A 21,620-nucleotide genomic window follows, 5' to 3' on the forward strand; every position below is an offset into this window, starting at 1 on the left:
TGTGATGACGGACGGCGGGTGCTTGTCAAGGCGGGAAAGATGCCTTGACAAGCACCCGCCGTCCGCATTTTTGGCTTCGTATCGGGGTGCGGGGGAGTGTGGCTGCCTTGGCGAGTTGAGTGCGCCAGCTGCGGTAGCGCAGTTTGTGAAAGCCCTTCACCTCAACCCGACCAAAACCCGAGATCGCGCCGGTCTCTTCCCGCTCGGTTCGCACGGCCCCCCGGGCCGGGTGAACCGAGCGGGAAGAGACCGGCTTGAAGGCGATCTCGGCGCCTCGGCGGAGCCGAGGCAATTAGACACAGTTCAGGCACCTGGTGGGCGGTCTCGCACCACGCAGGTAAGCCTCGCAGTGCAGGTGCGGCGGCCTTCGTCATCCGTCAGCACGATCTCCGACGTGATCGTCCCCCGCCCGACGTGCAGCGGAGTCGCCACCCCGGTAACAACGCCGGAGCGGACGGCGCGATGGTGGGTGCAGGACAGTTCCAAACCCATCGCGGCGCGTTCGGGCCCTGCGTTCAGCGCGGCCAGCACCGAGCCCAGCGCCTCGGCGACGGTGGCGTTCGCGCCGCCGTGCAGGAGGCCGTAGGGCTGGAGGTTGCCTTCGACGGGGATCGTGCCGACGACCCGTTCCGGGGTCAGCTCTACGAGCTTCAGTCCGATCTTGTCGTTCAGCTGCTGGCCCGCGACCGCGGGGTCCATGCCCGCGAACTGGCCCGGCGTGATTTCCGCCGTCTGCTCGGTCACTCTCTGCTCCTCAACCTATGCGACACGCAAGAGTGTCAGACCCTCACCCTAGACTCGCCCCCGTGAGCCCGAGTGAGAACCAAACCGTTGCCAAGACCACAGGCGCCGCCGGTGCGCAGGAACGCCCCCGGCTGCTGCTGATCGACGGCCATTCGATGGCCTATCGCGCTTTCTTCGCCCTGCCCGCGGAGAATTTCCGCACGAAGACCGGGCAGGTCACCAACGCGGTCTTCGGCTTCACCTCGATGCTCATCAACCTGCTGCGCGACGAGAAGCCGACGCATCTCGCGGTGGCCTTCGACCTCTCGCGCAAGACCTTCCGGTCGGAGACGTACGCCGACTACAAGGCCAACCGCAGCGCCACGCCGGACGAGTTCCGCGGCCAGGTCGACCTGGTCAAGGAGGTGCTCGACGTGCTCGGCATCCCCTCCTTGACGAAGGAGAACTACGAGGCCGACGACGTCATCGCCACGCTCACCACGCAGGCGGGCGACGGCTACGACGTCTTGATCTGTACCGGCGACCGCGACGCGTTGCAGCTCGTCACCGATCGGGTGACCGTTTTGTACCCCAAGCGGGGCGTTTCCGACCTCGTGCGGTTCACGCCGGACGCGGTGGAAGAGAAATACGGCCTCACCCCGACCCAGTACCCGGATTTCGCGGCGCTGCGCGGCGACCCGTCGGACAACCTGCCGGGCATCCCCGGCGTGGGGGAGAAGACCGCGGCCAAGTGGATCCGGCAGTTCGGCTCGCTGGCCGACCTGATCGACCGGGTCGACGAGGTCAAGGGCAAGGTCGGCGACGCGCTGCGCGAGCACCTGTCGTCGGTCCAGCTCAACCGGCAGCTCACCGAGCTGGTCCGCGACGTGCCGCTGGAATCCGTGCCGGACCAGCTGGAGCTGCGTCCGTGGGACCGCGAGGCGGTGCACCGCCTCTTCGACGAGCTGGAGTTCCGCGTGCTGCGCGACCGGCTCTTCGAGAACCTGAGCAGTGCCAAACCGGAGGCCGACGAAGGCTTCGAGGTGTCCGGCTCCGCGCTCGCGCCGGGCGCGCTCGGCGCGTGGCTCGAAGCGCACGCCGGCGCGGCCGAGCCGGTGGCGCTGTCGTTCCGGGCGACCGGTGCGTCGGTCCGTTCCGATCTCAAGGCGGTCGCCTTCGCGACGGCTGACGGCGAGGGTGCGTACGTCGACGTCACCGCGATGGACGAGGCGGACGACCGGGCGCTGTCGGCGTGGCTGGCGGACCCGAAGATCCGCAAGATCGGCCACGACCTGAAGGTGCCGCTGCACGCGGTGCGCGCCCGCGGCTGGACGTTCGCCGGGCTCAGCATGGACACCGCGCTCGCCGCGTACCTCGCGCGGCCGGGCCAGCGCACGTTCGGCCTCGACGACCTCGCCTTGCGCTACCTGCACCGCGAGCTGCGTTCGGAAGCCGGAGACGGCGACGGTCAGCTGTCGCTGCTCGACGGCGGCGCGGACGAGCTGGAGCAGAAGGAAATTTCCGCCGAACTGGTGAAAGCGCGCGCGATCTTCGAGCTGGCCGGCGCGCTTGCCACGGAGCTGGAGGAACTCGGCGGCGCGAAGCTGCTGGCCGAGCTGGAACTGCCGCTGCTGGAAGTGATCACCGAACTGGAGGCGGCGGGCATCGCGGTCGACGTCGACCAGCTCACCGAGCTGGAGGCGCACTACCTCAGCCGGGTCACCCAGGCCGCGGACTCCGCGTACGAGGTGATCGGCAAGCAGATCAATCTCGGTTCGCCGAAGCAGCTGCAGGTCGTGCTGTTCGACGAGCTGGGCATGCCGAAGACCAAGCGCACCAAGACCGGCTACACCACCGACGCCGACGCGCTGCAGTCGCTGTTCGAGAAGACCGAGCACCCGTTCCTGCAGCACATGCTGGAACACCGCGACGCGACGCGGCTGCGCACCACGGTCGAGGGCCTGATCAAATCGGTCGCCGACGACGGGCGCATCCACACCACGCTGCAGCAGACGATCGCGGCCACCGGACGGCTGTCGTCGGTCGAGCCGAACCTGCAGAACATCCCGGTGCGCACCGAGGAAGGCAGGCGCATCCGCGACGCGTTCGTGGTCGGCGACGGCTACGCCGAGCTGATGACCGCGGACTACAGCCAGATCGAAATGCGGATCATGGCGCACCTGTCGAAGGACGAGGGTCTCATCGAGGCCTTCAACAGCGGCGAGGACCTGCACACGTTCGTCGCGTCGCGCGCGTTTTCCGTGCCCGCCGCGGAAATCACGCCGGAACAGCGGTACCGGGTGAAGGCGATGTCGTACGGATTGGCGTACGGCTTGTCGGCGTACGGCCTGTCGCAGCAGCTGAAGATCTCGACAGAAGACGCGAAAGAGCAGATGGAGGCGTACTTCTCGCGGTTCGGCGGGGTGCGCGACTACCTGCAGTCGGTCGTCGGCGAGGCCGCGAAGCGCGGTTACACCGAGACGATCTTCGGCCGCCGCCGCTATCTGCCGGACCTGAACAGCGACAACCGCCAGCGCCGCGAAATGGCCGAGCGGATGGCGCTGAACGCCCCGATCCAGGGCAGCGCGGCGGACATCATCAAGGTGGCGATGCTGAACGTGCACCGCGCCCTCGCCGAAGCGGGCTCGCGCAGCCGAGTGCTGCTGCAGGTCCACGACGAACTGGTCCTGGAAATCGCCGACGGCGAGCGCGCGGATGTCGAAAAGCTGGTCCGCGAGGGCATGGGCTCGGCCGCGGAACTGGCGGTGCCGCTGGAGGTTTCGGTCGGATACGGGCGCTCGTGGAACGAGGCCGCGCACTGACGCGCTGAGCTTGAGGAGCAGTGCCCGGGGTCGATGACCGGCCCCGGGCAGCAGGGGCCGGTCTCGCGGCTGGAGACGGGATCGGCGGTGCGGGAGCGCTCGAGTTTGCGGCGTGGCGACGGAATCCAGCGGACGGTCGCGGGTCGGCGAGCGCACCGGCCTCGGTGCTGCGCCCGTTCGGGCGAACACGAGGACAGCCCGCGTCGGCGATCGAATCCAGTCCTGTCGTCGCGGTTCCTCGGATCAGGCAACGAAATCTGTGCGGTCTCTCCGTTCGGGCGAGCGAGAATCGGCTGCGCATCCCGATCATGAGCGCGAATCGCGGCGCGGTTGAAACCGAATCCCCGGCGTGCCCCACCGCCAACAGCGTCCGGCGCAACGAAATCGGCGACAAAACCGGCCAGGCAAGCCTGACTCCAGCCCGCCGCCTGCCTACGACTTCTTCCCGTTCCCCGGATCCGGCGCGTCCGAGGTCTCGGCGGACCTGGCCGCGATGTTCAACGACACCTCGCAAGCCCGCCAATTCCTGGACTTCCTGGTCTCGCCCGAAGCCCAGCAAATCTGGGCAGGCAACCCCAACGCAACGGCTTTCTCCGCAGGAACCGCAGTAGCGAAGGACGTCTACCGAGACCCGGTAAGACGAAAGGTCGCCGACACCATCACCTCAGGAAAACCAGTCTGCTTCGACGCCTCAGACCTGATGCCCAAAACCATGACCGGCGCCTTCTACCGAGCGATCCTGGAATACACCGCTGACCCAGCACAACTGGACGCCCTGCTAACCAGACTGGAAGACACCCGCAAAGCCATCCCCAAAGCCGACTGGCTCAACGTCCCCTGTGGACAGTGATGCCGCCCAAGTCCGTGAGGGCCACCTTCAGGGACACTGATTCCCTCAGGGTTCCCCTCACAGACCACCCGCACCCGCGCACACAAACTCACCAGCGCACCCACACCACCCCCGCACCCCGATACGAAGCCAAAATGCGGTCTGGGGTTGCTTGTCAAGGCATCTTTCCCGCCTTGACAACCACCCTCAGACCGTCATCACAATCGGGCTTCGGGGTGCCCCACGACAACGAGGCGCAACGTCGCCGCCAGGCGACGAGCCGCCCCCGACACCCCCCAAAGAGGATTCACCCGCCCACCTGCCCAGTCAGCGGTACCCCCGTAACCACCACCCCACTTAGCGTGACCCACGCAGGAACGACCAACCCGGAAGGACCGAGCAATGATCAAACGCCTGTTCCAGACCGTCCTGCGGCACGGATGCTGCTCCGCCTGCACCGGCAAGGGCTGCGGCTGCTGCGCCAACTGCCACTAACCCCCAGGGGCCCGGCACCGAAAGCCGGGCCCCGCCACGCCCCAAGCTCACCTCTTCAACCCGCGGATCAGCAACATCACCGACCCCAGCACATCCGCCCGATCCCGAGCAGGATGAAAAACCTGCCAATCCAACGCCACCACGAGCATCGTCCCGAAAACCCCGGCCGCCGCGGTCGCGATGTCCAGCCCCTCCGGCAACCGCCCAGCCGCCCCCAGCCTCTCCAGCTGCGCCTTGACCACGGCGATCAACTCTTCCCGCAGCAAAGCCAGCGTGTCGTGCCACCGCCCCGGCGTATGCCACAACTCGCTCACCACGATCTGCGAAAACCCCGGATACTCCGCGATGAACTCCAGCGTCGTATCGACCTGAGCCTCGATCACCGCCAGCGGATCGTCATCCGTCCCGGCCGCCCGCAGCCGCCCGGCGAGCAAATCCACGCCGAACCGGAGCAGCGCGTCGACCAGCCCGTCCTTGGACCCGAAGTTGTAGTAAACGGTCCCCTTGGCGACCCCAGCCTCTGCCGCGATGTCGTCCACCGTCAGCCCGACGAGGCCACGGCTGGCCGACAGCCGCAACGTGGCCTCGAAGAGCTTCCGTTTGGTCGCCTCTCTCACAGGCTCAGCTCGGGCTTGAGCGCCGAGACCGACCACACCCGGTGTTTGCGCGCCGCGAGAGTGGACAGCAGGATCCCTCCGACGAGGTACGCCACCAGCACCCCGATGTCACCGAGGATCTGCATCGACGCGCCGGTGTAGAGCAGGTGCCGGAACCCGTCGATGGCGTAGCCCATGGGCAGCACTATGTGCAGCGGATACAGCGCGTCCGGGATCGTCTGCCAGGGGAACGTGCCGCCCGCGCTCACCAATTGCAGCACCAGCAGCACGAGGCCGAGGAACTTGCCGACGGCTCCGAAGAGCGCGTTGAGCGCGTGCACGATCGACGTGAAGGCCAGTGACACCAGACAGGCGAAGCCGATCGCGCCCAGCGGATGCGCCACGTGGATGCCGACCAGCCAGGTCACCGCGGCGAACAGCACGATCACCTGCCCCAGCCCCAGCACGGCCGAGGACAGCCAGCCGCCGAGCGCGACCCGCAGCGGCGACGCGCCGGCGGTGAGCGCGCGCGTCGACAGCGGGCGGATCAGCAGGAACAGCACGAACGCGCCGATCCAGGTGGCCAGCGAGATGAAGAACGGCGCGAGCCCTGCGCCGTACGTTCCTGCCGACGCCACGCCGTTCGACGTGACCGCGACCGGGTCGGCGATCGTGTTCGCGGTGGCGGTGCGGGTCGGGTCGTCCGGGTTCGGGATCTGCTTCAGCCCGGCGGCGAGGCCGTCGCGCAGCTTCACCGAACCGTCGGCGAGCTGGTCGGTGCCGGTGACCGCGGTTTTCTCGCCGTCGTTGAGCTTCGCGGCTCCGTCGCGCAGCTGGTTCGCGCCGTCGGACGCCTGCGCGATTCCGTTGGCCAGCTGCGGAGAGGCGGACGCGAGCTGGTGCGCCCCGTCGGACACCTGCCGGGCGCCGCTGGAGAGCTTCTGCAGGTCCCCGTTGGCGGACTGGATCTTCCCGTTCGCCTGGTTCGCGTCCGTGCGCAGCTTGTCGTAGTCGGCGAGGATCGAGTTGGCGAGGTTCTCCGACATCCCGGATTCCTGCAGCTTCGCGGCCAGCTGGGTGCGGTAGCTGTCGATCCGGCCCATCACGTCGGAGGAAGCGGACGCGGCCAGCGAACCCGCGCTCGCCACCTTCTGGTTGCCGTCGGCCACCTGGCCTGCCCCGTCGGCGAGCTTCTGAGTCTGGCTCGGCAGCTGCGCGGTGCTCGATTTGAGCGTGCCCAAGCCGGTGGCGAGACTGGCCGAACCGGTCGCGAGCTGGCTCGCCCCGTCGGCCAGTTGATGTTGCCCCGTCTGGAGTTTCGCCGCGCCGTCGGCGAGCTGTTTGGCGCCGTCGGTGGCTTCGGAGATCTTGCCGTAGATGGTGGAGAAACCGACGAGGAACTTGTCCGCGGCCTCGCTGCCCACCTTCTCCGCGATCGTCTTGCGGACCTGGTCGGCGACCTGTTTCGCGATGGTGCCGGACAGATAGTTGTTGGCGTCGTTGGTGGTCAGCGTGATGGTCGCCTGCTGCGGCTCGAAATTGCCGGACGACAGCAGCGCCTTCGAGAAGTCGTGCGGGATGCCGATGGCGAACGAGTACTTGTCGTCCCGCACGCCGTCCCGAGCGTCCTTTTCGGACACTTGATGCCACTGGAAGGTGCCGGACTTCACCAGTTCGTCGGTGACCTCGCGGCCGACGTTGCGCTCGGCTCCGCCGGAATCCTTCGCGCCGGCGTCCTCGGTGAACACGGCGGCGGGCAGCTTGTCCAGGCGGCCGTACGGGTCGTAGTTCGCGTAGAGGTAGAACGACGCGTACAGCAGCGGCACCATGACGAGCGCGAACATGGCGAGCTTCGGCAGCGTCCCGGTGGACAGCCTGCGCAGCTCGTTGCGCGCGATCCGGAACGCGTTCAGTCCGCCGGCCCGCTTGTGGGGGGTGGTCATGCCCGGTCTCCCTCGGAGTTCTCGGTTTCGGCGGTCAGTTCGGCGGTGTCCGTGAGCTGCTTGGTCTGCTCGGCCTCGGTTTCCGGCGGCACGTACAACCGGATCGGATCCGGTTGCTCGGCCTCGCCGACCTTGGCCGGCGGGTAGGGGAGCGCCGACTCCGGCGTTGTCGCGGCGAGCACTGCCACCGCGAACCCGCGGGCGGCGTGCTCCCTGGCGACGGCGGCCCAGGACTCGACGTCGCTGGTGTGCCGGTCGGGCGCGTCGAGGACGAGCACGCGCACGCCGTCGCGTTCGGAGGCCAGCGCGGTGAGCAGCCGGGTGCGCAGCGCGGGTTCGAGACTCTCGAACCGGCTGTCGGCGTACGGCCCGGCGTCGTGTTGCGAGAGCCAAGCCGTGACCGCATCCTTGCCGGAAGGACGGTGCGCGAGGGCCAGCTCTTCGCCGGTGACGACGCGCAGCGACAAGGCATCGTCCGGCTCGCTGACCCCCGGCGAGTCCACTACGGCCACGAGCCGCCGCAGGTCGCCCTCCGGATCGGCGGTCACGGTGCCGGTGGTCGGCTTCAGCCGCCCGGCCAGCGCCAGCGCGAGCGCGGTGATGCCGACGCCCGGCTCGCCGTGCACGACGGTGAGGCAGCCCTCCTCGACGGTGAGCGAGGTAGGCGGCAACAAGGGGCCGTGGGGACCCTTCAGGGACACCCGGTCGGCACGGACCTGCACAGGACACACTCCACGGATTTTGAACTGACTAGTCAGTTCAAAAGTTAGACCCGACCTGGAGCGGTCAGCAAGGCGGCTCGCCGGACGTCACACCAAAGAGCGGTCGGCTCACCGCAGCGCCCACACTGGGTGTGCTTCCCAGGACGTCCACAGCGGCCGGTAGCCCTGCCGGTGCCAGAACACCGACGACAGGGGATTGGTCGGGTTGTAATAGAGGTAGGTGCCGGTCGCGCCCTGGTTCAGCAGTTCGCGGTGCGCGCGGGCCATCAGCGCGCGGCCGATCCCCTTGCCCCGGCTGGCCCGGCCGGTGACGACATTGTTCACGTAACCCCAGCGTCCGGTCGGCAGCAGTTCCGCGGCCTCGTTCCCGGGCGCCGACTCGACCCAGTCGCATTGGGCGAGCGCCGCTACTTCGCCGTCGACCTCGGCGACCCAAGTCGCCTTCTCGCCGAGCGCGCGGCGCAGCGCCGGGCCGAGCAGTTCCGCGGTCTGCTCTCGTTTCCGGTGCGCGACAAGGCCGGTGTAATCGAACGTGGCCGTGCACAACGCCAGCGCCGCGGTGTAGTCGTCCGGTCCGGCGAGACGGATCGAAGCCTCGGACCCGGTCTCTTCCGGCACGACAGCGGGACGGACGGCGAGCGCGGACAACGGAACCAGCCCGTGGTCGAGAAAGGCCCGGATGGCTTCGGCGTCGCGGCTCGGCCAGTTGACGACGCAAGCCGAATCGGAGCCCGGCGCTTCAGTGTCCACTTCGGACCGAAGCGCGCCGAGCAACGCGTCGAACCCTTCGGTGCCCGCCGTCTCCGGATCCGGGAAGAGCTGCCACACCTCGGCCGCCGACCACAGCAGGGGAGCGTCGCCCGGACCGTGCCGGTAGCGCTGGAGCATCGCGGAAACCTGCGCGCCGGACGCGGTCACCGCGCGCAGCCGGTCGCCGCTCGCGAGCGGAACGGGCGGCGGCAGGAGCGGGTCGAGTGCGGCGAATCGGCCTGCGGAGCTCACCAGCGCAGCGTAGCCGGTCAGTCGCGGCGCGTGCGGAAGATCGCGGTGCCGGGGAACAGCCTTCCGCGCAGCGGGCTCCACTGGCCCCAGGTGCGCGTGTGGCCCGCCGGCCACTCCGGCTCGACGAGGTCTTCCAGCGCGAAGCCCGAGGCGGCGAGCGCGCGCACGTAGTCGCCGAGCGTGCGGTGGTATTCGACGTACGTCGCGGTGCCGTCGTCGTCCACCTCGACGTACGGCGTGCGGTCGAAATACGGCTGGGTCGCGGTGAGCCCTTGCGGCCCGGGATCGTCCGGGAAGATCCACCGCATCGGGTGCGTCACCGAGAACACCCACGGTGCGCCTGGCCGCAGCACGCGGCGCACCTCGCCGAACACCGTCTCCAGCGAAGGCACGAAGGGGAGCGCGCCGAACGCGGAGCACGCGATGTCGAAACTGGCGTCGGCGAACGGGAGCCGCTCGGCGTTCGCCTGCACGAGCGGGACCGTCGCGCCGGTGCGGACGTTGCCCTCGCGAGCGTGCCGGAGCATGCCGCCGGACAGATCGGTGGCGACCGGTTCGGCTCCGGCGGCCGCGAGCCAGCGCGAGCACGCGGCCTGCCCGCAGCCGACTTCGAGCACGCGCTGTCCGCGCACGTCGCCGAGCAGCCGCGCGTCCTCCTCGCGGACTCCCTCGGGGCACCAGACGAAATCGGCGTCGCCGAGGAATCCGCCGTGGGTAGCCTGGTAGTCGTCGGCGTCCGCGTCCCACCAGGCCAGATTCGCCGCTTCCGCTTCATTTCCGCCGACTTCGCGGTGGGCGACGCCTACGGTGCCGAGCCGTTCTTCGGCGCTCGCGTGGCGGTCGCCGGACGGGGCCGCCGGGGCTGCGGCGGGCTCGGTCATGCCGGTCTCCTCTCCCGGTGGCGCCGGCTGGGCGGGGGAATGCCCGGACCGGCGGAAACGTTGGAAAGAAGGTACCGGGAGCCCAGGGCGACCCTGATTGTGTCCCTCGCGGGGGCCCGCGTACGATACGTGTTAGCGCAGTGGGGTTCGCGCTGCCTGGGTGACTACCCACCGGGGCCGCGCATCGTCAGCGGGTCATGCCGCGGTCGTTCACTGGTGGAACGTTTGGTCGCCGGACGTTTGAGCAGGGTCGCCGCATGCCATGGCTGCGGGACTCGCCGCGTGCACCGCCGGTAGCCAACTTCACATCCACCTACGACACCCATCCACCGGAGCAACCCGCCTAATGACCACCGACACCGCCACCGCCCCGACCGCCCCGACCGGGGCCCCGCAGGTCGCCATCAACGACATCGGGTCGGAGGAAGACTTCCTCGCGGCTATCGACAAGACGATCAAGTACTTCAACGATGGGGACATCGTCGAAGGCATCATCGTCAAGGTCGACCGCGACGAGGTCCTGCTCGACATCGGGTACAAGACCGAGGGCGTCATCCCCTCGCGCGAGCTGTCCATCAAGCACGATGTCGACCCGGCCGAGGTTGTCGCCGTCGGCGATGAGGTCGAAGCCCTCGTTCTCCAGAAGGAGGACAAGGAAGGCCGTCTGATCCTGTCCAAGAAGCGCGCGCAGTACGAGCGCGCCTGGGGCACGATCGAGGAGCTCAAGGAGAAGGACGAGCCCGTCAAGGGCACCGTCATCGAGGTCGTCAAGGGCGGCCTCATCCTGGACATCGGCCTGCGCGGCTTCCTGCCCGCGTCGCTGGTCGAGATGCGTCGCGTGCGCGACCTGCAGCCGTACGTCGGCCGCGAGCTCGAGGCGAAGATCATCGAGCTGGACAAGAACCGCAACAACGTGGTCCTGTCCCGCCGCGCCTACCTCGAGCAGACCCAGTCCGAGGTGCGCAGCGAGTTCCTCAACGCGCTCGCCAAGGGCCAGGTCCGCAAGGGCGTCGTGTCCTCCATCGTCAACTTCGGCGCCTTCGTGGACCTGGGCGGCGTCGACGGCCTGGTGCACGTCTCCGAGCTGTCCTGGAAGCACATCGACCACCCGTCCGAGGTCGTCGAGGTCGGCCAGGAGGTCACGGTCGAGGTCCTGGACGTCGACATGGACCGCGAGCGCGTCTCGCTGTCGCTGAAGGCGACCCAGGAAGACCCGTGGCGCCAGTTCGCCCGCACCCACGCGATCGGCCAGATCGTGCCGGGCAAGGTCACCAAGCTCGTCCCGTTCGGCGCGTTCGTGCGCGTCGAGGAGGGCATCGAGGGCCTGGTGCACATCTCCGAGCTGGCCGAGCGCCACGTGGAGATCCCGGAGCAGGTCGTCCAGGTCAACGGCGACGTCATGGTCAAGGTCATCGACATCGACCTCGAGCGCCGTCGCATCTCGCTGTCGCTGAAGCAGGCGAACGAGGGCGTCACGCCGGAGACCGAGTTCGACCCCACCCAGTACGGCATGGCCGCCGAGTACGACACCGAGGGGAACTACATCTACCCCGAGGGCTTCGACCCGGACACGCAGGAGTGGCAGGAAGGCTTCGACAAGCAGCGCGAGGAGTGGGAGCGGCAGTACGCCGAGGCCCACACGCGCTACGAGGCCCACATGGCGCAGGTCAAGAAGGCCGCCGAGGCCGACGCCGAAGCCGCTGCCGACGCTGCCACCGGCATCGAGGGCGGCGAGCAGAGCTACACCTCGTCCGCTCCGGTCGAGGCGAAGAGCGGCGGCACGCTCGCCAGCGACGAGCAGCTCGCGGCTCTGCGCGAGAAGCTGTCGGGCGGCGCGTGAGCGTTGACTCGCTGAGTCTCTGAACAGTTTCGGCCCCGGTCCGCACGGACCGGGGCCGAACTGTTTTTCGGATTGTTCGCGCACGCCGGGCGCGGTCGGTCGTGGTCTGGACATCAGGACACGGACCTGGGGCCGAACGTCCCCGAGATCTTTCGCGCCCGCGCCCGGTCAGGTGCGCAGGCCGAGCCCGTCGATGGTCGCGCGCACCCCGCGCCGGTACATCGTCTCGTGCGCCGATTCGGTCGGGTCGAGGAACCAGTCGTCGAGCGGGCTTTGCGAGCGGATCGTCAGCTCGACGCTCACCAGCCCGTGCATCGCCGTCCAGAGCAGGTAGCCGCATTCCTGCGCGACGACGCCCGGCGGGCAGACCAGGTCGATTTTCGCGACGAACTCGGCGAAACTCGTGCGCAGCACTCCTTGCCGCAACGCCGGATCCGGGTCGTAGTCGTGCACCGAGCGCTCGAACATCAAGCCGTAGCGAGCCGGGCTTTCCAGCGCGAAGCGGCGGTAGGCGAGCGCGACCTCCACCAGGTCGGCGACCCCGTCGCCCTCGGACCGCGGAACGTCGCGCAGTTCTTCGCCCAGCAGGTCGAAAGCGCGTTCGTACAAGGCGTCCAGCAGGCCGGTGCGGCCGCCGAAGCGCGTGTACACCGTGATCGTGGACGCCCCGGCCTGTTCCGCCACCGCGCGCACGGTCAATCCGGCGACGCCTCGCTCGGTCAGAACGGTCAGCGCCGCGTCGAGGAACCGGCCGCGGTGGTGCTGCTCCGCCGGCCGTGTCGAGAGATGCCGGGTGGCCATCTCCCACCCCCTTTTGCCCGTGCTCCGCGGGAAGCGCGTCCGCGTCTCGCAAGCAGAAGATACGATATTCACGGCTTCTTGGGAACGTCGTTCCCGGACCGTCCACAAGCGACCGCCCGCACAGGGCGGGCAGTGCCGAGCAGAAGGAATCCGCCCTCATGACCCAGCCGGAACCCGGCACTGTCGTCGTCACCGATGCCGGGAGCGGCCGCTACACCCAGCGCGTCACGACCGCGGGCCACGAATTCCTCGCCGACGAACCGGTGAGCGTGGGCGGCGCGGACGCCGGTCCCACGCCGTACGACCTTCTGCTGTCCGCGCTCGGCACCTGCACCTCGATGACGCTGCGGATGTACGCAGACCGCAAGGGAATCCCGCTGACCCGCACGACCGTCCGGCTCCGGCACGACCGCATCCACGCCCGCGACTGCGAACGCTGCGAGACCGAGGTCGGGCTGATCAGCCGGATCACCCGGGAGATCTCGCTGGAAGGCGACCTCGACGACGCCCAGCGTGCACGGCTGCTGGAGATCGCGGACAAATGTCCGGTGCACCGGACGCTGAGCCACGAGATCGCGATCGAAACCCACGCGGTCTGATCTGCCGGTTCGTGAAGGGAACCCTGGGGGAATCAGGGTCTGTGAGGGGTCCCCTCACGGAATTGGTGCGGTGGGGGCACCCCGAAGCCTGATTGTGCTGACGGTCTGGGGTTGCTTGTCAAGGCGGGAAAGATGCCTTGACAAGCAACCCCAGACCGCAGGGAGGCTTCGTATCGGGGTGCAGGGCAGGGTCTGGGTGCCTGGCTGTTGGGTGCGTCGGCTGCGGTTGGGTGGGTGGGTCGTGAGGGTTCCCCTCACAGACCTTGCCGCGGTGCCGAAGGCGGAGGGTCAGGCGCGTTCCAGGGAAACCGAAGGCACCCAGGCACGTTCGAGTGCGGCTTCGCGGGCGCGGCGGCGGAGGCCGGCCAGGCTGTGCTTCGCGGGCACGAGCAGGGCGCTGAACCACGTGCGCCGGTACTCCGCTAGTGCGTCCGAGACCTGGCGGTAGGCGACGCAGTGCACCAGGCCCGGGGTGCCGAGCCGGTGCTTCCCGACGTGCTTATCCGCCATTGTTCCTCCGTGTGGGCGACCCTTCCGCCGCGCACGGTACGCACTCGACCCGCGAAAACAGCGCAAGCGCGCGGCGTGTCACCCACATCAGTTCGGCTACGCCCGAAAATGTGCTTGCGTTTACGCGGAGGGTGTGCGGGTACCTGTGCGGTTGCACGTGCAGGGGGGTTCGGTGTCGCCCGAGCGGGTGACGGCGGCTCTCGTTAAGGTGTGGCCATGCTGCGAGTGGGCCTGACGGGCGGGATCGGTGCGGGGAAGTCGACGGTGGCGAACCGGCTGGCCGAACACGGGGCGGTCGTCATCGATTCGGACCGCATCGCGCGCGAGGTCGTGGAGCCGGACACGCCCGGGCTGGCCGCGCTGACCGGGGCGTTCGGCGAGGAAATCCTCGCCGAGGACGGCTCGCTGGACCGGCCCGCGCTCGCCGCGCGCGCGTTCGCGGACGACGAGTCCCGCAAGCGGCTCAACGCGATCGTGCATCCGCTGGTCGGGCAGCGCACCGGTGAGCTGATGGCCGCGGCCGCGGACGACGCGGTGGTCGTGCACGACGTCCCGTTGCTCGTCGAGAACGATCTCGCGCCCGCGTATCACCTGGTGCTGGTGGTCGACGCGCCGGTGGAGGTGCGGGTGCGCCGGCTGGTCGAGGTGCGCGGCATGCCCGAGGCCGACGCCCGGGCGCGGATCCGGGCGCAGGCCGCGGAGGAACAGCGCCGCGCGGTCGCGGACGTCTGGCTCGACAACGGCGGGACGCAGGACATCGTGCTCGCCGAAGTGGACGCGTTGTGGGCGGACCGGCTGGTGCCGTTCGAGGCGAATCTCCGGCTGCGCAAACGGCGTCCGCCCGCCTCGCCGGTGATCTCGCCGTACGACTCGAGCTGGCCGCTGCAGGCCGAACGACGGCTGGCGCGGCTGCGGCAGATCGCGGGTTCGCGGCTGGTGCGCGCGGACCACATCGGGTCCACCGCCGTGCCGGGCCTGCCCGCCAAGGACATACTCGACCTCCAGCTCACAGTGTCCTCTTTGGACGATGCGGACGCGCTCGCCGAAGCCCTCGCCGACGCCGGTTTCCCGCGCCGCGAAGGCGAATGGTGGGACGATCCGCAGGACGGCGACGGAAAGTGGCTCAAGCGGTTCCACCAGAGCGCCGACCCGAAGCGGCCGGTGAACCTGCACGTCCGGTCCACCGAAACCCCGGCGTGGCGGCTCGCGCTGCTGTTCCGCGACTGGATCCGCGCGCACCCGGACGAGCGCGACAGCTACGCCCAAGTGAAGGAAGAGCTGGCGCGCAAGCATTCCGCGGACGGCACGGTCGAGCAGTACGCGGAGGAGAAGCAGGGCTGGGTCAACGCGGCATTCGTGCGCGCGGAGCAGTGGGCCGCGCAGAGCGGCTGGAAGCCCTGACGCGGAAAACCAGGTGCGGTCCCGCCTCGCGCGGGGTTACCGTCCGGGCATGAAGCGCGCCCAGTCCACGACGACGCCGGATCCCGTCCCGGCGCGCTGAACACTGCCATCGAGCCCGGGGCGAGCGCCCCGGGCTTCTCGCTGTGCGCTCGCCTCGCCTTCCGTGAGGAGACCGCCATGCCTGACCACCGCAAACTCGGCCGGGAACTCGGCCTGTTCGGCAGCGACCCGCTGATCGGGGCCGGACTGCCGTATCTGCTGCCCGACGGCGCCGCCGTGCGGCACGTGCTGGAGGAGTACGTCCGCGAGGTCGAACGCCGAGCCGGCTACCGGCACGTGTCGTCGCCGGTGCTGGGGAAACGCGAACTGTACGAGCTTTCCGGCCACTGGGCGCATTACCGCGACGACATGTTCCCGCCGATGGATCTCGGCGGCGAACAGGTGGTGCTGCGGCCGAGCCTGTGCCCGCACCACGCGCTGATCTACCGCTCGCGCGCCCACAGCCACCGCGAACTGCCGGTGCGGCTGGCCGAACTCGGCGGAATGTACCGCGCCGAACTGTCCGGCGTCCTCGGCGGGCTCAGCCGGGTGCGGGCGATCCAGCTCAACGACGCGCACATTTTCTGCCTCCCCGAGCAGGTCGGCGCGGAGGTGCGGAGCGCGCTCGCGCTGATCCGCCGCGTGTACCGCGACCTTGGCCTGAAACCCGCGCGCTACCGCCTTTCTCTGCCGGACAACCGCGGCAAATACGCAGGTGCGGCCGAGGCGTGGGAGCGCGCGGCGGACGTGCTCGTCGAAGCGCTCGACGGCGTCGACTACGAACGCGGGCCCGGCGAAGCCGCGTTCTACGGCCCGAAGATCGACGTCCAGATCGCCGACAGTTCCGGTCGCGAGTCGAGCCTGTCCACCGTGCAGATCGACCTCCACCAGCCGGAGCAGTTCGGGCTGGAGTACGTCGGCCCGGACGGCCGCGCGCACCGGCCGGTTCTGGTGCACCGCGCGGTGCTCGGCAGCCTGGAACGCGTGCTGGCGCAGCTGATCGAGGAGCACGGCGGCGCTTTCCCGCCGTGGCTGGCTCCGATGCAGGTGGCTGTGCTTCCTGTTGGCAACGCGGAACTCCCGGCGGCCCGATCGGTGGCGGAGGAAGCGATGGACGCCGGGCTGCGCGCCGAGGTCGTCCCGGCGGACCGGGGGAGTCTGGGCTCTCGGATCCGTGATCGGCGGTTGGCGCCGTACCAGGTGATGATCGGCGCGCGAGAGGCTGCTGCGGATCTGGTCGCGCCTCGGCTTCGGGATGGCCGCAGGCTGGATCCGTTGCCAGGGAAGGAGTTCGTGGCCGCGGTAGTTGCGCGGGTAGCGTCGAGAGGCGGCGAGCTCTGGGCCTAGGACCCGAGCAAGCCGCGTTCGAAAGCCACCGCCACCGCGGCCGCGCGGTCCTTCACGCCGAGTTTCGCGTACGCGTGCAGCAGATGCGTCTTCACCGTCGCCTCGCTGATGAACAGCTTCTTCGCCGCTTCCTTGTTCGTCGACCCCCGCGCGACGAGGTTCAGCACCTCGATTTCGCGCTGCGACAACGGTTCTTGGGCCGGTGCGCGCATCTGGCCCATGATCCGGCTCGCGACCGCGGGGGAGAGGACCGCCTCGCCGCGGGCGGCGGCGCGCACGGCGCGGAACAGTTCCTCGCGCGGCGAATCCTTCAGCAGGTAGCCGGTCGCGCCCGCCTCGATCGCGGGCAGCACGTCGGAATCCGTGTCGTAGGTGGTCAGCACGAGCACGCGCGCGGGGTTGCCGAGGCGCGCGAGTTCGGTGATCGCGGCGACGCCGTCGGTGCCGGGCATGCGCAGGTCCATGAGCACGACGTCCGGGCGAAGAGCCTCGGCGAGCGTGACCGCCTCGGCGCCGTGCGCGGCCTCGCCCAGCACCTCGAAACCGCGCTCGCCGGTGAAGATGCCGCGCAGGCCGTCGCGGACGATCGGGTGGTCGTCGGCGATGAGCAGGGTGATGGTCATGAGGCCCCCTCGGTCGGGTCCAGTGTCGCAGCCGGAACGGCGGGCAGGCGCACCGAGATCGCGGTGCCGCCGCCCGGCTCGGACTCGACGTGCAGGGTCCCGGCGAGCCGCTCGGCGCGCCGCCGCATGCCGGGCAGGCCGTGGCCGCCTTCGGCCGACGGCGGGGCGGGCGGCCGCGCCGGGTCGAAGCCGACGCCGTCGTCGCGCGCGTCGAGCGTCACCTCGTCGCCCATGTACGACAGGGTGATCCCGGACCGGCCCGCCTGGGCGTGTCTGGCCACATTGGACAGTGCTTCCTGGGTGATCCGAAGCAGGGTGGCCTCGAGTTCCGGATGCAGCGGGACGGCGGTCCCGGTGGCCGAGAACTCCGCGGGCACGCCGGTGCGTTCGCTCCACAGCCGGACGACCTCGGCGAGCGCTTCGGGCAGCGTCGCGGTTTCGAGAGCTTCCGGGTGCAGCGCGGCGACCGAACGCCGGGCCGCGGTGAGGTTTTCCCGGGCCAGCTGGGTCGCCGCGGCGAGGTGGCGTTCCCATTCCGCCGCGTCGCCCCGGGCCTGCGCGGCGGCTTCGAGCTGGGTGATGATCCCGGTGAACCCCTGCGCGAGCGTGTCGTGGATTTCCTGGCTCAGCCGCTGGCGCTCGTCGAGCACACCGGCCTCGCGCGCCTGGGTGAGCAACTGCCGCTGCAGCCCGCGGTTCTCCGCCTCGGCCGCCGCCAGCTGCTCGAGCGCGCGCTTGCGTTCTTGATTTTGCCTGCCCACCGCGGCGAACAACGCGCCGCCGCCGCCGATGGCCGCGGTCTGCACGATCACCACCGTGCCCCAGATTCCCGGCGAAACCGACAGCGCGTGGATCGGCCCGCCGAGCGTCATCGTGTTGATCAGCAGCGAGTTGATGCCTACGCCGAGCACCGCGACCGGCATCGGCTTCATCCGCATCGCCGCGAAGAACCCGTAGACCATGAAGACGATGAAGTACGCGTCGCGCGACTGGAGGATCGAGCCGAACGTGACGACCCCGGCGAACGCCGCCGCGGCGGCTGTCGGGTGCTCGCGCAGCTTCGGGCTGAGCGCGAAGGTGGTGAGCGCCAGCCACACCGCGGCCCCGGCGGCGATCAGCACGGTGGTGATCCGGTGGTCGTTCGGCTGGCTGCTCAGCGCGCTCAGCAGGGTCGGGACGAACAGCAGGAGCCACGCGAGCGCCGTCTCGATCCCGGCGAACCACCGATGCCACCGCACCGGCGGATCGCCCGCCCGGGACCTGGCCGGGGGCAGCAGCGAACCCTGCCAATCGAGTTTGACGTCTCGGACGTCCTCGAGTCTCACGCCTTGAGGTCCTTGAGCTGCGGCCAGATCTGGGCCCAGCTGCCGATCCGGCCGTCGAGCTGCCAGATCGGCAGGTGGCGGCTGGCATTCGGGACGCCCAGCCGGTTGTCGACCTCGCCGACGATGCGCGCGGACCGGAAGTGCGCCGCGAGCTTCGCCGGTTCGCGGCCGACGAACAGGACGGTGTCCGCCTTGTCGTCCGGCCGCCCGAAGTACCAGAAGCCGCGGCTGGCGCTGTACGCCTCAGGCAAGCCCTGATCAGGCCCGTACCGGCCGAGCGCGCCCGCCTGCCAGTATCCGCCGGTGACGAGCGCGGTGCGGGTTCGCTGCTCCGGCGGCAGCGCGCGGTACTGCGTGGCGACGGACGCGGCCAGATCCGGCCAGCCGTACTCCTCCATCGCGTACGCCGGGCGCGGCGCGGTCGGATGCTCGACCAGCCACTGCTCGGGCCAGACCGGGAGCGCATAGGGGAGGCTGTACAGCGCGGACAGGACGAACATCGGCCACGTCGGCACCCAGCGCCACCACAACGCGGGCCGCCGGTCCTGCAGATGCACCGCGGCGGCGGCCCACAGCAGGCCGAAAGTGCCTGCGGCGTAATAGAACCGGCCGTTGCCGATCAGGAAGAGCGCGAAAACGCCCAACGCGGTCCAGCCGAGGAAGCGGTACGCGCGCAGCCGGGAGCTGCCGACCAGCACCGTCAGTCCATACAGCACGCCCAGCGCGCCGATGACCCAACCGGCCCCGGCGAGCAGCGCGGGCACGAACATCGCCCGGCCGCCCGCCTCCTCGACTTCGCGGGAGACCGCATCACCCATGCCGAGCTGCGGCCAGCCGTTCGAGGCTTGCCAGAGCAATGTCGGTACGCACGCGACAGCAGCGATCGCCGCGCCCAGCCGCAGTTTGGGGCGGCGCAACAGGTCTCGCGGTCCGAAGATGAGAGCGGTGATCGCGGTGACCGCCCAGAATCCGCCGATCAGGAACTTCACGTTCAGCCCGACCGCCGTCGCGACGCCGAGCCACAGCAGCAGATTGTCGTCGCGGGTACGGATCCAGCGCACCAGCAGCCACAGCACGATCGTCCACAGCAGCGGGTCCACAGTGGACGTCGCGAGGTAGTGGCCGCTGCCGACGAACTGCCCGCAGATCGCGTACGCCGCGGCGGCGCGGGTCTGCGCCTTGCGTTCGCCGCCCATTTCGCGGGCGATCAGCGCGGTGAACACCACGCCCGCGGCGGTCGCCAGTATCGCCGGGATCCGGAACACGACGAGCGAGCCCGGCGCGATCGAGTTCGCCAGCCAGGCGAGGAACGGCAGCACCGGCGGCTGGTCCGCGTATCCCCACGCGAGGTGTTTGCCCGCGGCGAGGAAGTACAGCTCGTCGCCGAAGTAGCCGTAGCGGCCGGCGGTGGCGAGGAGTACGGCGGCGGTCCCCGCGGCGAGCAGGAAGACCGGCCGCCGGGCGAAGTCGGCGAGCGCACGGTCGGGCGTGCTCGGTGCGGTGGCCGTGGTCACGGCATCCATCCTGCTCCCTGTCGGCGGATCGGGGGCTGGCCTCGCCCGCACCCTACGGGCGAGGCCTGACGCCGCCGTACTGCGGGTGGCGCCGGTCAAGCGCCGGTGTTCGCCAGCTTGGACCAGATTTCCGGCCACGGCTGCAGTCTCGCGGTGGCCAGCCACATCGGCGTGCCGTCGAGCACACTCGGCTTCGCGTCCCCGGTTTTCACCGTGCCGGCCGGCTCGAGGTGGGCGAAGTGCCCGAGCAGCGGCCGGGGATCGGCCCCGACGAACAGGACGTCGCGCGCCGAATCGGGCGGAACGGCCAGCGTCGCGTATCCGCGGTTCGGGCTGGTCGGCTCGGGCAGGCCGAGCTCCGGGCCGTAGCGATAGAGCGCGCTCGCCGTCCAGTACGTCTCGCCGACGATCGCGGTGTGTGCCGGGTCGGGCACGCGACGGAATGTCTGGGCGACCGACTGCGTCCCTTCCGGCCAGCCGACTTCACCGAACGAGAAAGCCGGCGTCGGCAGCGACGGGTTCTTCTCGACCCAGGAATGCGGCCACACCGGCAGCGCGCCGGGCAGCATCAGCAGCGCGGCCAGCACGTAGACCGGCCAGGTCGGGATCCAGCGCCACCACCGCGACGCCTGTCCGCTTTCGAGTTCCACCGCCGCGGCTGCCCAGCACGGCGCGAACATGCCCGCGATGTAGTAATTGCGGCCGTTCACCGCGATGAACACCACCGCGAGCGCGAGCGTGGTCCAGGCGAGGAAGCGGTAAGGACGGAGCCGCGGCGACCGCAGGAGCCGCCACAAACCGTAGCCGAGCAGCACGGCCCCGATCGGGATGCCGGCGATCAGCAGCACCTCGGGCAGCCACAGCAGCCGTCCGCCCCAGGTCTGGCCGACCTCGTTCGAGATCGCCGCGCCCATGCTGAGCTGCGGCCAGCCGTGCTGCGCCTGCCACACCAGCGTCGGGACCAGTGCCAGCACGGCGATCGCCGCACCCGCCCACAGCATCGGACGGCGCAGCAGTTCGCGCGGACCGCAGATCAGCAGCGCGATCCCGGCGACGATCCAAAACCCGCCGATCAGGAACTTCACGTACAGCGCGAGCGCGGTGACTACTCCGGCCCACAGCAACAGGCCGTCGCGGCGGGTGCGGATCCAGCGGACGACCAGCCAGAGCAGGACGGTCCAGAGGAACGGGTCCAGCGTCGAGGTCGCCAGGTAGTGGCCGCTGGCGGCGAACTGCGTGCAGGCGGCGAACGTGGCGGCGGTGATGACCTGCGCGCGGGTCCGGCCGCCGAGTTCGCGGGCGATGAGCGCGGCGAACACGACTCCGGCGAGCATCGCCAGCATCGCCGGGAGCCGCAGGACGAACAGCGAATCGGGCGCGATCGTGTCCATCGCACGGGCGAGCAGCGGCAGCAGCGGCGGCTGGTCCACGTAACCCCAGGCCAGATGCCGTCCGGCGGCGAGGAAATACAGCTCGTCGCCGAAGTAGCCGTAGTTGTTCGCGGTGAGCACCAACGGCACCGCGAGCAGCGCGGCAATGCCGAACACGGGCATCCGGGCGAACGGCGCGACCGAGCGGGTCGTGCTTTCTTCTTGCGTCGCAGTCATC

18 protein-coding genes are annotated in these 21,620 nt (G+C 69.7%); 6 read left to right on the forward strand and 12 right to left on the reverse strand.

The window, feature by feature from the left end; genetic code table 11:
* Nucleotides 1-303 precede the first annotated feature (303 nt).
* Nucleotides 304-699, reverse strand: coding sequence for a PaaI family thioesterase (locus ACZ7OI_RS46870; RefSeq protein WP_470270660.1), 396 nt, complete (start codon nucleotides 697-699; stop codon nucleotides 304-306).
* A gap of 107 nt (nucleotides 700-806) precedes the next feature.
* On the opposite strand from ACZ7OI_RS46870, the gene polA reads away from it, so the two are divergent.
* Nucleotides 807-3,545: a DNA polymerase I gene (polA, locus tag ACZ7OI_RS46875; protein WP_470270580.1), complete on the forward strand. Its 2,739-nt coding sequence runs from the start codon at nucleotides 807-809 to the stop codon at nucleotides 3,543-3,545.
* 349 nt (nucleotides 3,546-3,894) lie between these two features.
* Nucleotides 3,895-4,395 carry a hypothetical protein gene (locus tag ACZ7OI_RS46880; protein ID WP_470270581.1) on the forward strand — a complete coding sequence of 167 codons (501 nt, stop codon included), beginning with the start codon at nucleotides 3,895-3,897 and terminating at the stop codon, nucleotides 4,393-4,395.
* A 521-nt stretch (nucleotides 4,396-4,916) separates the two neighbouring features.
* Here the strand turns inward: ACZ7OI_RS46880 and ACZ7OI_RS46885 are convergent.
* From ACZ7OI_RS46885 to ACZ7OI_RS46905, 5 genes are all read right to left on the reverse strand, one after another.
* On the reverse strand, nucleotides 4,917-5,486 hold the full coding sequence (locus ACZ7OI_RS46885) for a TetR/AcrR family transcriptional regulator (protein ID WP_470270582.1): 570 nt from the start codon (nucleotides 5,484-5,486) through the stop codon (nucleotides 4,917-4,919).
* A complete protein-coding gene (locus tag ACZ7OI_RS46890; protein WP_470270661.1) occupies nucleotides 5,483-7,378 on the reverse strand; it encodes a YhgE/Pip family protein in 1,896 nt (631 codons plus the stop codon). Before ACZ7OI_RS46890 ends, ACZ7OI_RS46885 begins: the two co-directional genes overlap by 4 nt.
* Before the next feature lie 26 nt (nucleotides 7,379-7,404).
* On the reverse strand, nucleotides 7,405-8,130 hold the full coding sequence (locus tag ACZ7OI_RS46895) for an ABC transporter ATP-binding protein (protein WP_470270583.1): 726 nt from the start codon (nucleotides 8,128-8,130) through the stop codon (nucleotides 7,405-7,407).
* Between the two features lie 108 nt (nucleotides 8,131-8,238).
* Nucleotides 8,239-9,135 carry a GNAT family N-acetyltransferase gene (locus tag ACZ7OI_RS46900; protein ID WP_470270662.1) on the reverse strand — a complete coding sequence of 299 codons (897 nt, stop codon included), beginning with the start codon at nucleotides 9,133-9,135 and terminating at the stop codon, nucleotides 8,239-8,241.
* A 14-nt stretch (nucleotides 9,136-9,149) separates the two neighbouring features.
* Nucleotides 9,150-10,013, reverse strand: coding sequence for a class I SAM-dependent methyltransferase (locus tag ACZ7OI_RS46905; protein ID WP_470270584.1), 864 nt, complete (start codon nucleotides 10,011-10,013; stop codon nucleotides 9,150-9,152).
* A 346-nt stretch (nucleotides 10,014-10,359) separates the two neighbouring features.
* Between ACZ7OI_RS46905 and rpsA the strand changes: the two genes are divergently transcribed.
* A complete protein-coding gene (gene rpsA / locus ACZ7OI_RS46910; RefSeq protein ID WP_470270585.1) occupies nucleotides 10,360-11,853 on the forward strand; it encodes a 30S ribosomal protein S1 in 1,494 nt (497 codons plus the stop codon).
* A gap of 168 nt (nucleotides 11,854-12,021) precedes the next feature.
* Here the strand turns inward: rpsA and ACZ7OI_RS46915 are convergent, their stop codons facing one another.
* A complete protein-coding gene (locus ACZ7OI_RS46915) occupies nucleotides 12,022-12,654 on the reverse strand; it encodes a TetR/AcrR family transcriptional regulator (RefSeq protein WP_470270586.1) in 633 nt (210 codons plus the stop codon).
* Between the two features lie 158 nt (nucleotides 12,655-12,812).
* Between ACZ7OI_RS46915 and ACZ7OI_RS46920 the strand changes: the two genes are divergently transcribed.
* Entirely contained in the window at nucleotides 12,813-13,253 is a 441-nt protein-coding gene (locus tag ACZ7OI_RS46920) for an OsmC family protein (RefSeq protein WP_470270587.1), read from the forward strand.
* Between the two features lie 288 nt (nucleotides 13,254-13,541).
* On the opposite strand, the gene ACZ7OI_RS46925 is transcribed toward ACZ7OI_RS46920, so the two are convergent.
* Nucleotides 13,542-13,763 (reverse strand): hypothetical protein, encoded by a 222-nt coding sequence (locus ACZ7OI_RS46925; protein WP_470231052.1) that lies wholly within the window; start codon nucleotides 13,761-13,763, stop codon nucleotides 13,542-13,544.
* 216 nt (nucleotides 13,764-13,979) lie between these two features.
* Between ACZ7OI_RS46925 and coaE the strand changes: the two genes are divergently transcribed.
* Entirely contained in the window at nucleotides 13,980-15,164 is a 1,185-nt protein-coding gene (gene coaE, locus ACZ7OI_RS46930) for a dephospho-CoA kinase (protein WP_470270588.1), read from the forward strand.
* 141 nt (nucleotides 15,165-15,305) lie between these two features.
* A complete protein-coding gene (gene thrS / locus ACZ7OI_RS46935; protein ID WP_470270663.1) occupies nucleotides 15,306-16,550 on the forward strand; it encodes a threonine--tRNA ligase in 1,245 nt (414 codons plus the stop codon).
* Here the strand turns inward: thrS and ACZ7OI_RS46940 are convergent.
* From ACZ7OI_RS46940 to ACZ7OI_RS46955, 4 genes are all read right to left on the reverse strand, one after another.
* Nucleotides 16,547-17,173, reverse strand: coding sequence for a response regulator (locus tag ACZ7OI_RS46940; protein ID WP_116205127.1), 627 nt, complete (start codon nucleotides 17,171-17,173; stop codon nucleotides 16,547-16,549). The genes thrS and ACZ7OI_RS46940 overlap by 4 nt on opposite strands.
* Nucleotides 17,170-18,498 carry a sensor histidine kinase gene (locus ACZ7OI_RS46945; protein WP_470270589.1) on the reverse strand — a complete coding sequence of 443 codons (1,329 nt, stop codon included), beginning with the start codon at nucleotides 18,496-18,498 and terminating at the stop codon, nucleotides 17,170-17,172. Before ACZ7OI_RS46945 ends, ACZ7OI_RS46940 begins: the two co-directional genes overlap by 4 nt.
* Nucleotides 18,495-20,012 carry an ArnT family glycosyltransferase gene (locus ACZ7OI_RS46950; RefSeq protein WP_470270590.1) on the reverse strand — a complete coding sequence of 506 codons (1,518 nt, stop codon included), beginning with the start codon at nucleotides 20,010-20,012 and terminating at the stop codon, nucleotides 18,495-18,497. The genes ACZ7OI_RS46945 and ACZ7OI_RS46950 overlap by 4 nt, the downstream gene beginning before the upstream one ends.
* A 95-nt stretch (nucleotides 20,013-20,107) precedes the next feature.
* A complete protein-coding gene (locus ACZ7OI_RS46955) occupies nucleotides 20,108-21,619 on the reverse strand; it encodes an ArnT family glycosyltransferase (RefSeq protein WP_470270591.1) in 1,512 nt (503 codons plus the stop codon).
* Between the last annotated feature and the right edge of the window lies 1 nt (nucleotide 21,620).

The organism is Amycolatopsis sp. NPDC114503, assembly GCF_055633655.1.